An 11,449-nucleotide genomic window follows, 5' to 3' on the forward strand; every position below is an offset into this window, starting at 1 on the left:
CGATATCCCGCGGATCTGACAAGGCCATCGAGGGATTTAAGGACCAGCTCATCGTCGTCAACGATGAGTACGATCGGCGCGGTGCTAGAGCTCGGCTGCTTGGCAGATGGATTTGTGGTGTACGACATTTGGCGCATTTTCAGCCCCATTGCTCGCAGGGTTAGTGTCGTCAAATTTGCCGATAAAACGGCATTTTTGATTTTAACCTAAACCTGGGGCGCCGCCTACTGAACGTTTGCATGGTTTGAGATACGAAGGTATTGGTCACGATGGTCACCGCTGATTGTCAACCAGGCTCGATCGGCAATGCAAAGCCGACAGTCGCGCCACCGGCCGCATTCGCGTGGGCGAACATCCGGCCACCATGCGATTCGATGATCGACCTGCAGATCGACAGCCCCATCCCCATGCCGTCGCTTTTCGTCGTAAAGAATGGTTCGAAGATGTTCGCCAGATGCGCTTCATCGATCCCGAGCCCGTCGTCGCTGACACGAAGCGTGACGCCGCCATCATCGCGCGCGGTTTCGATTGTAAGTCGACGTTCACCCGCATCCGATTTCCTTGGAGCCTGCAATCCGTTCGTCAGAAGATTGATGAGGACCTGCTGAATCTGCACGGGATCCGCAAAGATTGCCGGAAGGTCGCCCGCCAAGCCGAGACTGACCGAACCCCGATGATGATTGATATGCGAGCGCAGCAGCGGCAGGGTGCCCTTCACCAAGTCGTTCAGGTCGAACTTGGTCGGAGCTGGGTCCTTGCGGGTGAATATCGCGCGAAGTTGCCGAACGACATCGCTGACGCGTCGGGCGCCGACGACGACCCGCTCGATCGCCTCAATCGCCTCCGCGATGTCCGGTTCGGCGCGATTGAGCCAACGCAGACATGCCTCGCCGTTGTTAAGGATTCCAGAAAGAGGTTGATTGATCTCGTGCGCGATTGACGCGGTCATCTCCGCCATCGTCGCGATGCGGGTGATGCGCGTAAGCTCGGCTTGGGCGCGATGCATTTCCTGTTCGGCCAACTTCGCGGAAGTGATATCCATGATGACGCCGACCGTGTTCATTTCATTCAAACCCGCGGGCTTGACCAGCACTCGCAAGTACTTGACCCGACCGTCAGGGAAGGAGAGTCGGTGCTCAAATTCCACGTCTCTTTCGTTGCGCTTTACCTGTTCAATCTTCTCTTGAACGAGGTCGATATCGTCTGGATGAACACGCTCGAGATACGGCTCGAACCCCGGAGTCACGTCCTGGTCAAATTCCAGAATCCGGTAGGTTCCGTCGGACCAGTGATGCTCGCCGGTTCGAAGGTCGGCACCAACGCTGCCCGATTTGTTGATGAGCTGGCCTTGGCGCAGAAATGCTTCATTCCGTCGGAGCTGGTTTTCAGCGCGCTTTCGGTCCTCGATGTCAAAGGTCGCGCCATACCACTGAACAACATTGCCGTTGTCATCGCGGCGGGGCGTGGCAATTGAGAGATACCAACGATATCCCGTTGCGGGAGAGCCCGCGCGGAACTCGTACATTCCGTCGGCATCGGTTGTTCCGACGTGGTTGGCCCAGTAGTTTACGATTCCATCGCGGTCGTCGGGATGAACCGAGTCCTTCCATCCGCAGCCTTTGATGGTGTCGAATGTTTGAGCCCAGCGCGCGAGATATCGTTCGTTCGCGTAGTCCATCTCGCCGGCCGCTGTCGTGCGCCAAATCATGGTCGGCACGTTTTGGAGCATCATGCGGATGTCGGCCGACTCTGCATCTTGCACAGCTTCGGAGGCCTTGCGTTCATTGATCGGAAGCGCGACGAGACTCCGCGACGAGCTGGAATGACGGTCATCGACTGGGAGGGAGACGTTGACCAAGAACCAATGATACTGACCATTTCGGTCCCGAATCCGGATGTCGATCGACCGCGAGCAGCCATCCGAGTCGGCGGCGGCCCGGACGAGCGCTTTGCGATCCTGCTCATGCACCGCACTCATCCAGCCGAAACCGAGGAGGTCTGCGGAGGCAATTCCAGTGAAGAGCTCCCAGGCGCGATTGAATCTGCGTCCGCCGCGCACGACATCGATCTCGCAGATCAATGCCGGGACGCTGTCGCAGCCAAAGCTCGTCTGGGGCGACTCGCTTGTTAACGCGGATGGCGCGTCACTCATGTCTGTTACAATCTCTCTCGCGACAGCGGGTACGTCGGCAAATCACTTATAGGCTTGAACGGAAGCCGCAGAAATTCCGGTGAAGTCCGACCCGGGTGCATTGAATTTCGATCTTCACGCGTCGCACCGCTGCGTGATCGGAATCAAAACAACGGGCAAGAGTCGCGTCACGCCAAACTTCCGCAGCGTCTAATCATCTCCTAAGTGATCTTCGGCTGCGTTGCCGTCCAGATTAACCAATTCGTCCCAAAGGCGTTAGATGGTGAAATGAGTTTGAGTTATTCACCCAGATCATGAATGCCCCGCAGCATCTCGTCCCGAGTTCGCATCGGGTGCGCGATGGGCGAGATCGGATCCCAAGTGACAAGCCGGCGTTGCAGTCTAAGCTTCGGGATTTTTGACCTTCTCTGGCAATGTATCCGCCGATTTGACGAATTTCCAACATACGCTGCCCTCGCTCGCCATCGATCCAATGTGTCTCGCTACGCGACGTCTTCGATCACAAGCTTCCTTCCATTGAACTCCACGGTCTCGCCGGCCCGTGCTCCGTCGATCGCCTCGAAAATCGCGGCTCTTGCACGGCCAGGGCATCGCACTCCCGTCCTGTCTCTATTTCGGCAGCGAACTCGACCACCTCACGGCGCATGACAAGCAGGGTGGCTTCGATGATCCGATTGAGGGCAGTCGCCCAATCGCCAAGCAGGCGCGAAGTCGCGACGTTGACTTCGTCGAGCATTATAACCGGTTATCGATACGATAGCTTTACCCCGAACGGCCGTCAAATTTAATTACTGAAAGCACCAGCTGGGCGGATACGGCACCGAGACCTCCCACGAATATCAAATCTTACTTTGCGCCGGCGACGCGTCCGCGGAGCGGGCGAGGGGCGGAGCCATGAAGACCATAGAACCGGAAATCGACGACATGGAGCCCACCGAGCTTGAACTGCTAGCCGAACTGCGGCGACTGCGCCGGTCGCTACGCTTTCATTCGGCCGACATGTGCGATCCAACGGAGCCGCTCTCAGCCGGTCAACGCGTTGCGGACTTGGTTGCGAGCGTCATGGGCTCCTGGAAGTTTATCATCGTACAGACGGTCCTCCTCGTCGCGTGGATTTGGATCAACCTGCTCGCCGCGGCAAAGAGTTGGGACCCCTATCCGTTCATTCTGCTGAACTTGGCGCTCTCATTTCAAGCTGCCTATGCTGCGCCAATCATCATGATGAGTCAGAACAGGCAGCAAGATATCGACCGGAGAGCGGCAGAAAACGACTATAAGATCAACGTCAAAGCGGAACTAGAAATCGAGCTCTTGCATGAAAAGATAGATGAGCTTCGAGCGCAGGAGGTGCTTCGATTGTCCGAGGCCGTTAATTTTTTGACTGAATTGCTTTTGCAGACGAGGAAGTCTGGCCGAACAGACGTTGCCGGAGCCGTCGAACAAGAGGATCCCATTCCATAGCCGCCCGCGACACCACCAAGCAGTCCGCCATGATGACCCGTGGCTTGCCGGCCAAAGTTGGGGAGACTCGTTGGATAAATTCCAACAGACCGGTGCCTTTTCGAGCGCGCTCCGTCCCGACAGCGGGATCGACCCGGGCCGCGAGGCAACGGATCAGAAACTTACCTCCGCGGACGCCCGCTGCGAAACAGCACGTCCGGTCGAACCGGCGACTTGCGGCTTGGTCGGATGATTTCGTTAAATGCGCCGGCGTTGAGATAGCCCGGCGCCACAAGGTTGTAGAAGAAGGACCGCTGGATGGCGGATGATGTGATTCGAGACGTCCCGAAAAGGTCGATCGGATACTTGCCCGATGAGTTGCGCATCGTGTTCGTGGCTTGTGTTGTCGACGGCATGACGCCGGGGCAGTTTGCTGAGGTGTCGGCACTCACACCGGAAACCGTGGAGGCCCGTCCGGGCGACTGTCAAAGCGCGCTGGGTTGAATGCTTATGCGTCGGCTCAGTCCCGCCTTCGGCGGAATCTATCAGCCTAGCGATGGCCGTTCCGAGCGCATTACGAATGTGATGGACCGACTCTTCCTCAGCCGGTGAAGCGGCGCGGCATGAAACCGACTGGGCCGGCGCGTCGGTTCTATTGCAAAGCCACAGCGGAGACAGCTGGCTCGTGGACGGGCTCAGGCGGCGAGGGTACGAACCACTCCGCGAGCAATGGTGCCTGAGCATAGTCTACCTCGTTTATTCTTTGAACATTTCGCGGGTCGTCTCGAGCCGCAAGGGATTCTCGCGCCGCGGATCATCCATTTGAAACGTAGCATCGACCGGATCCTGCGCTCGATGTTCCGACGGCTCGATGCGATCGCTTAGGTATTGTCGTGCCCATGATCATTGTCCTCTGGAAATTGACGGATGCGTCCCGCTGGTGGTCAGTTTTCCTGTCCCGCCGCCTCGACTGAGGCGACGAAGCAATAGCCACGCCCGGGGATGTTGACGATGAACCGCTTGCCTTCCTGGCCGTCACGCAAAGCGCGGCGAAGCGCTGAAATATGCACTGTAAGATTGGCAGGTTCGGCAAAGACATGCGGCCAGACGCGGGCCATCAGGTCTTGTTTGCCGACCAATTCACCGCGGCGTTAAAGCAAGACGACCAGGATTTCCAGAGCACGACTTCCGAGCGGCACCGGCTTGCCACGCTCCACCAGAAGAAACTGCATCGGAAACAGGCAAAACGATCCAAATGAAACGTGTTTAGACGCCGCGCCGCTGACCGGCTCTGTTGATTTCTCGATGAACGGCCTGCCTATTGCTTGCCTCCTGGTGAGACCTCAAACGTCACCTAGCCTTTGCGCGCTTCTCTGGCAGAGCCGGCTGAAGGTGATTTGGAGCCGTGGCAGCCAATTGCCGTCATTCGCCCGGCAAATTCTGAAGCGATCGACGCACTTCCTTGAGCAAAGCTGGGTTCCCCACGACGAGTACCGAACGAGGCCAAACTTGCCATCACAGACTGCACATCGCATGGTCTTGCCAGACCGGTGATCTCCCGAGTGATTAGGCATTGCCTTCTCCTATTTACCCGTGCGCATTTCCTATGCACGCGGCGGTGAAGCCGCGCGGATTTGGAGTCGTGGCCTCTAGGGCGGCAATCAGCACCACAAAGGACAAGGAAGTGCTCGTCGCGGGCCAGCCGGTCCAGACGAAGAACGCCGAGGCGACTGCTATCCATAGAGCCGCACGAACACCACTCTCGGCAGCCATTCGATGGGACCGGTACAAAGGCGCGCGCCATGAGCGCAGTTGCCACCTGGCCGACCTTGGAGCGAATAGATTTTCGCGAACCTCGCCGTCTCGCCGCAGCAATTCTCTGATTGTCCAAACGGAGGTTTCGGCCTCAAGGCCAGCCTCACACTGTTGGGTGGCGCCGAGCCGCACTTGCAGGCGCGAGTCCGAGGAAAAGAGGGAGAACATCATGCCCCCTATTCGGCTTCGAGGCAGAAGTTTAGTGCGGCTAACCATCCCGCAACCCAAAGATCATGACCTGCTGTAAGGAGGTTATAAGGGCAATCCTTGGTATCAAAGCCGGATTGATAGGCGTCAAAACCTTCTTCATAGAAAGACATGACAAATCTCCTCGTCACTGGTTAAGCGATGATGTTTCAGCGGCACTTGTCTGATCGCCCAAGGCACCATCGGCTGGAGCAATTTTCAGAGTTCGGGCTGCCTGCAATTCTGCGACCAGCGCGACAACGGCTCTGCGACCAGCCGCGCTCCTGACGGAGCGCCGCCCGAGTCGAGAGCCACAGGGCATCGCTTACTCCGAACTCGAATTCTGTTCACACCGCTTCAGCGAGCGGATTCCCTCGGCAATCAACGCCCCGAGCGCTGCAAGTCCTTGGAAAAGGTCGTCTCTTCCATCGGCAACCTGATCTGCGATCTGTGCAGCTTCCTCGAGCGCTTGATCCCTGATCATGGCTACGACGTCTTCGCTCGCGGATCGCACGTTCCTGACATGCATTGACGGATCACCCTTGCTCCAGTCCGACCAGCCCTCGGTGGCCGAAGCAACTGGACTGTCGGGATGCTCCCGTCTGGTGCCAGGTCGAACGTCTAGCGATAGTCGAACCTGATCCGCGCATAGCAAACCTCGCGTGCCTTGGGGGAGCATTCTCCCCTTTGAAGATTTCATGAGAAGTAATTTAAGGCTTTGGGCCACGCCGAGAAATTGTTCGTAGGTCTCGGATAGTGGCCGATAAGTTTCGCGTAGCTAAACCTAAGTTTATGCGCGGACTGCTTGGTGCACAGACGGCCGGGTCGCCGAGACAGCTTCGCCCTATTCTACGACGCTGTAAAAGATCATCGAGATCAATAAGAGCCGTCACGGAGACCTTGGTGGTCCTAATTCCATTCCCGCGCAAAGCGCTGCATCGCGACGGCATATTGGCGAGCGGTGACGTCATCTTCGACTACGCCAGGCGCACAGATGCGAGCGTGCTTCTGCCGACGATCGAGAGTCTCGCGTGATCGGCCCAGCGTTGGAATGAATATGATAACAAGCGGATTTTCTAAAGCCTTGCGGGCGGAATTAAGTTCCCCCTGCACCTTAGGAAAGAAGGCCTAGCTGCATCTAGAGCTACGGAGATTTCGCCGGCGTGCAGAGCCTGGACGCGACACAATCAATAACCGTTGTCTGCGACCTTAATCTCAGCCCGAAATGGAGGATTTGCGCCATGCCAATGCGCTTTGTAAACCTCGTCGAATCCGGCTCTACATGGGAGACCAACACGATTGGGGCCGTCGACACACTAGCAAAGTCGGCTGTGATACTCGATTGGCCTACCCGACAGTCAGGCTTGGAACCGGTCGGGTTCACAGAGCCAAAGGAGTGCACGACATGCCCGGACTTACGGCACTCGAGCTGGCGCGGATCGTGCACGCCGCGTGAAATACTGTCTGGTTCGTAGCGAGACAGCCCTGCTTGCATCGTCTGTAGCGAGGTTGCCTTCATTTGTTGAATCGACGGCATCGTAATGGCGCAAATAGTTCCCCGTGCGCAAGCCCCTGGAAGCCTTCGTAATGCGCCGAGCGCGCAAGTAATTCCGCATTCAGATACACCGTCACTCTTCGCATCCCTGTCATTCGTTGTCCGGAACGTCCGCCGCCTGGTAGGGCACACGAGCAAGTCGCGAGTCGCGCAAGATGCTTGTAACAAGCCACACGTATCGCTGCTCAGCCGTGTCGAATCCCAGCATCGAAAAGGACTGTCCGAAGGGACATGGGGGAAAGTCAGGAAAGTCGACGCGCAGCACGTATCGTTCTGCGTCTTCATCGAACTCGCTCTTGTAGATCTTCCGAAGACCATAGCGGCTCGGCGCTTCCTGTTCGGAGACCCGCTTTGGGTGTCGAGAAGTCGTTAGTCGCGCAAAGAGCTCGCGAGAGCAATCCTGATCGAGTGTATCGAAGGCATCGATCAGCAGCCCCTTACCCTTCGTCTCCCCATCCGTAATCGCATAGACGTTGGAGCCATCGTCTCGGCTGGACCCGTTTTCGAACCTCAGAGAGGCGTCGACATGAATTTCGCTTGTCCGAACCATCATGCCAGTCCCGAGATCGTAAAGCCCGCCGTCTTTGATCCGATACTCACGGTCATAGCCGCGCTTTATGAGCTCAGACACAGCTTCGACGACATCGTTGACTTCAAGGCTCATTCGATACTCCCAATCTCCGGGGCGCGGTAGTCGTTTGATTGCGATCGGCCAACCGGTCATATGTCAATGCGATACGTTAATTGCCGTGTTCGAGATCAGGAAATTCCGCGCGGCTATGGATTCCATTCCCTGACGGCTACCGCGTGCCGACGACGTTCGCTCCGATGCCGTCCGCCAGCTCGAATAAATCGGCGTAGGGCCCGGGTCGCGGAGGATCGCCCGAGCGCTTCCCGGGACGACAGATCAGCGGGCGAACACCGGTCCCCGAACATGATTACAGCCAGCCCGCGATCGCCTTATCGAAGCTACCCTTGGGGTCATGCGGCGACATCAGCGCGCGTAGTTAGATGGAAATAGCGCCCGCTTCGTCTCTTCGTCATTGGCCTTCTTAAAGTCGTGGTCTTTCCCAACCATTCTTGCGCGAGCGACGGCGGGCCGAGCATTGATCTGATTGAACCACTGCTTGATATGAGGATACTCACTCAATGGATCTTCGACCCCCTTGAGAACTCTTGAGGCGCGATCAATCCACCCCCAGGCTGATATATCCACAATCGTGTAATCCGAGCCTACGATAAAGTCTTTTCCCGCGAGCTGCTCGTTCAGCACTTCATAGTGTCGCTCGGCTTCGCGGCGGTAGCGGCGCACGGCATAGTCTAGACCTTCTGGTGCAGCATATTGAAAATGAACCGCTTGGCCAGAAAACGGTCCTAATCCGGTACCGATGAAAAGCAACCAGGATAACAATTCAGGACGATCATCGAAGCCGCCGAGAAATCGACCGGTCTTCTCAGCCAAGTAAAGTAGAATGGCGGACGAGTCGAAGACCGTTACTTCCTTACCGCCGGGGCCGTCGGTATCAACTATCGCCGGCACCTTGCCGTTTGGATTGATGGCTCGAAAGTCGCCAAGATGTTGTTCACCCTTGCTGGTGTCGACTGGGACAACCTCATAAGCGAGACCAGCCTCCTCAAGAACGAGGGCGACCTTCGCAGGATTGGGTGTCGGGTGGAAATAAAACCGAATCATCTCATATTCTCTTTACATACGAACGTTTTCAAAAATGAAGTGCGGCCCCAACGATGCGGGCGACACTGCTCTTCGCAACCGTCTTACATTTGCCGGCAGCGTGCCTGAAAAGGTCGACGATTGAATCTCGTCTCGCCAGAAAGGAAATAGTCCCGAACCGATCGGCCGCGGCAGTTTTACGAATCGAAACAACCTGAAACCGATGTCTGCCCGGTATCGAGACTATTCCGGATTGTGCATCAACCCTTCAGGTTCTTGGCAAAACCGGTAAGCGGCACATCAGTCTGCATCTGCATGACTGCTGCATTTCTAACTTCAACATGTGCCAACCGTCCGCGCTGGAACGCCGCAAGAAAACGCTCGTACGTTTTCGTATGACCCGCAACGATGATCGTGCACTGCGCACCGTCATCGGTGAATTTGCAGTCCTTGCTGGTCAAAATGCGTGAAAGCAACGGGCGGCTGCTCTTATCAATCAAGACAGACAGTTTCGCGCCCGGATTTCCGACCCGGTGGGTGCTGATCCGAAGCATGGATTTTCGGGGATTATCTGCGTTTTCGAATGAAAACAAAACATGTCGATCCGATGCTTTGCCGGCCATGAGTTCGATCAGCGGTTTTGCCTCGGCGGTAGGAGGAAGGGTGCTCAGCAGACCTGCTGAAAGTGCGATGGGGAGAAGGAGTTTTAGCATTGTTGGGTTTCCATTGCCGGGAAGCCGCCAAGGCAGTCGCCTTGGCGGCAGAGATCGATGACCTCAGTTCACTCGATAGACGACCGGGCAGTTGACGATGAAACCCACTGGCTTCGGTTTGCCGCCGGCGATACTTTCAATGATGCCTCTTTCGCCGGCATCTTCGATTGCAATCGCATCGGTCATCTTGGTGCGATATCCCTTCTCGATGGCATCAGCCGTCCACTTTACCGGGAAGACTCGCCACATTGGGCTGTAGTCGAGATTGATGGTCGGGATTCCGCCGAGAACGTTAAGGGGACCATGGCTTCCCTTGTCGGAAAGGGCGCTGTCGAGTCCCTGGCGGAATGGATTGTCAATTCCGGTCGGCCCGTTGATGAACGCGTAAAGGCGCTCGGCAGGCTCGCCTTGAGATGCATCTTCCAAGGCAAAAGGAAGATCCTTGAGCGCGGGCGTATAAGTTGCACCCTCCAAGGCTGCCAAGCCCTCGTCGTTGGCTTCCGTCGAAAGATAGAAGATCGGCTTGCCGAATGTATAGCCGAGCGTCAACTTGAGCGTCACTGTCCCGTCGCGCGGGCAAATCTTTGTGACCTTGTCTTCCACCTTTCCGTAGTTGACATTGCCATCGCACATTTTGTTGAGATCGTCGGCCGAGACGTCGAAGGCGACCATCGGCATGTTGAAGACGACGCCCGGTGCGTTATCGAGGGCAACGAGAGGTGAATAATCAGCGTCACCCACAGAGCCGGGTTTTGCAGATTTCGGCGGGAAGAAATCGGGGGCATCTCCCGGTATCACGGCGTGCTCGGGAGAGAAATCAACCTTGCCGGACTGAAAGACGATTGAACCATCCGCCTCAACATGGCCCTTCCGCGTCGCTTTGCCGGTCATGCCGTAAGCGAGCTTTGGGGAAAACGGAACTCCATGCAACTTTGCAAGATTTTCATCTGTGGCGTCGGTCAGAATTGACCAGACGGTTTCGCCGGATGCGAGCTTACCTTTGCGAAGGGGCAAGGTAGCCGTACCCGCTTCAAGATCGACCACGGCCGACTTCATCAGCAGAACGGGACCGAGAAACGCTGAGTCGACTTCCGATGGCGACGGTTGTGCGGTGATCGCGTATTGATCCGGATAGATTGACTTGGGAGCGGGGCGAATTTCAGAGAGTGGCGGCCCCTCCGGTCCGCGATTGATAACTTCAGCCGACACGACGCTTGGGAGGAAGCAAAGGCTGGCAAAAAAAAGCGCAGAGGCGGGAATGGCGCTGATACTCAAATAATCTTTCATGGTATTTCTCCGTTCAAGAGATTGTCGCTATTGCGGCGGGTTGCCATGGCGACGTGACACTGCCTCGGACGAAGATTGATTGAAAATTCCGTCTAACCATGTTTTCGATAGCTGCAGGCTATGGAAAGCAGCATAAGTACCAACGGCTTATCTCTTTGGTGCGCAGCCCGTCGATCGCATTGCGCCCGGTGGTACTGCGGTCGCGAGGCGTCCCGGCGAGCCAAGCGATGATGAGCCACTTCGTCACGCTGCAACCTGACACTCACATCGACGAAGCGATAAACGTCCTGTTGCAGACCTCGCAGGGAGCATTTCCCGTGCGCGACGGCAATGGAAGTCTCGTCGGCATTCTCGATCGCGCCAACATTCTACAGTCTATGAAACAGGCGAAGCCCAACGCCCGCGTGGCCGTCACCGCATCACCGGTTCTCACCGTCAGCTGTCGCGCCACCTTGGAGCAAGCGCTGAGGCTGATGCAGGAGAATTCCGCCGCCACTCTCGGCGTTACGGATGCGGCGGGTAAGTTGGTTGGTCTCGTCACAAGCGACACGATCGCCGAGATGATGACGCTGGCGATGCTCCAGAAGGACCGCGCGGGCGGTGCGCCGTTTGTGCCGCGGAAAGGCTCG

At 56.8% G+C, this 11,449-nt stretch carries 13 protein-coding genes; 4 read left to right on the plus strand and 9 right to left on the minus strand.

The annotated features are described in order from the left end of the window. Window positions 1-286: 286 nt before the first annotated feature. On the minus strand, window positions 287-2,152 hold the full coding sequence (locus tag PY649_RS34215) for a PAS domain-containing protein (protein WP_285873468.1): 1,866 nt from the start codon (window positions 2,150-2,152) through the stop codon (window positions 287-289). A 924-nt stretch (window positions 2,153-3,076) separates the two neighbouring features. Between PY649_RS34215 and PY649_RS34220 the strand changes: the two genes are divergently transcribed. Further along, a complete protein-coding gene (locus PY649_RS34220; RefSeq protein ID WP_285873469.1) occupies window positions 3,077-3,613 on the plus strand; it encodes a DUF1003 domain-containing protein in 537 nt (178 codons plus the stop codon). Window positions 3,614-3,910: 297 nt separating this feature from the next. Next, a complete protein-coding gene (locus tag PY649_RS34225) occupies window positions 3,911-4,096 on the plus strand; it encodes a hypothetical protein (RefSeq protein WP_285873470.1) in 186 nt (61 codons plus the stop codon). A gap of 440 nt (window positions 4,097-4,536) precedes the next feature. On the opposite strand, the gene PY649_RS34230 is transcribed toward PY649_RS34225, so the two are convergent. The 4 genes from PY649_RS34230 to PY649_RS34240 form a co-directional block, all read right to left on the minus strand. Beyond that, a complete protein-coding gene (locus PY649_RS34230) occupies window positions 4,537-4,731 on the minus strand; it encodes a winged helix-turn-helix domain-containing protein (RefSeq protein ID WP_285873471.1) in 195 nt (64 codons plus the stop codon). 448 nt (window positions 4,732-5,179) lie between these two features. Then, window positions 5,180-5,623 carry an FUSC family protein gene (locus PY649_RS35280; protein WP_432761458.1) on the minus strand — a complete coding sequence of 148 codons (444 nt, stop codon included), beginning with the start codon at window positions 5,621-5,623 and terminating at the stop codon, window positions 5,180-5,182. Then, a complete protein-coding gene (locus PY649_RS34235) occupies window positions 5,584-5,727 on the minus strand; it encodes a hypothetical protein (protein WP_285873472.1) in 144 nt (47 codons plus the stop codon). The genes PY649_RS35280 and PY649_RS34235 overlap by 40 nt, the downstream gene beginning before the upstream one ends. A 191-nt stretch (window positions 5,728-5,918) precedes the next feature. Next, window positions 5,919-6,077: a hypothetical protein gene (locus PY649_RS34240; RefSeq protein WP_285873473.1), complete on the minus strand. Its 159-nt coding sequence runs from the start codon at window positions 6,075-6,077 to the stop codon at window positions 5,919-5,921. Window positions 6,078-6,496: 419 nt separating this feature from the next. Between PY649_RS34240 and PY649_RS34245 the strand changes: the two genes are divergently transcribed. After that, entirely contained in the window at window positions 6,497-6,628 is a 132-nt protein-coding gene (locus PY649_RS34245; RefSeq protein ID WP_285873474.1) for a hypothetical protein, read from the plus strand. Between the two features lie 611 nt (window positions 6,629-7,239). On the opposite strand, the gene PY649_RS34250 is transcribed toward PY649_RS34245, so the two are convergent. The 4 genes from PY649_RS34250 to PY649_RS34265 all read right to left on the minus strand — a co-directional run bounded on the left by PY649_RS34250 (window position 7,240) and on the right by PY649_RS34265 (window position 10,820). Next, window positions 7,240-7,812 carry a hypothetical protein gene (locus PY649_RS34250; protein WP_285873475.1) on the minus strand — a complete coding sequence of 191 codons (573 nt, stop codon included), beginning with the start codon at window positions 7,810-7,812 and terminating at the stop codon, window positions 7,240-7,242. 330 nt (window positions 7,813-8,142) lie between these two features. Beyond that, on the minus strand, window positions 8,143-8,841 hold the full coding sequence (locus PY649_RS34255; RefSeq protein ID WP_285873476.1) for a glutathione S-transferase family protein: 699 nt from the start codon (window positions 8,839-8,841) through the stop codon (window positions 8,143-8,145). A gap of 239 nt (window positions 8,842-9,080) precedes the next feature. Next, complete coding sequence (locus PY649_RS34260; protein WP_285873477.1) at window positions 9,081-9,533, minus strand: hypothetical protein; 453 nt, start codon at window positions 9,531-9,533, stop codon at window positions 9,081-9,083. A gap of 63 nt (window positions 9,534-9,596) precedes the next feature. Beyond that, on the minus strand, window positions 9,597-10,820 hold the full coding sequence (locus PY649_RS34265) for a DUF7482 domain-containing protein (RefSeq protein WP_285873478.1): 1,224 nt from the start codon (window positions 10,818-10,820) through the stop codon (window positions 9,597-9,599). Window positions 10,821-11,047: 227 nt separating this feature from the next. Here PY649_RS34265 and PY649_RS34270 point away from each other — a divergent pair. Next, window positions 11,048-11,449, plus strand: a 402-nt coding sequence (locus PY649_RS34270) for a CBS domain-containing protein (protein WP_285873479.1), incomplete at its 3' end; no start/stop codon positions are given.

This window comes from Rhizobium mayense (assembly GCF_030272705.1).
Lineage (GTDB): Bacteria > Pseudomonadota > Alphaproteobacteria > Rhizobiales > Rhizobiaceae > Rhizobium > Rhizobium mayense.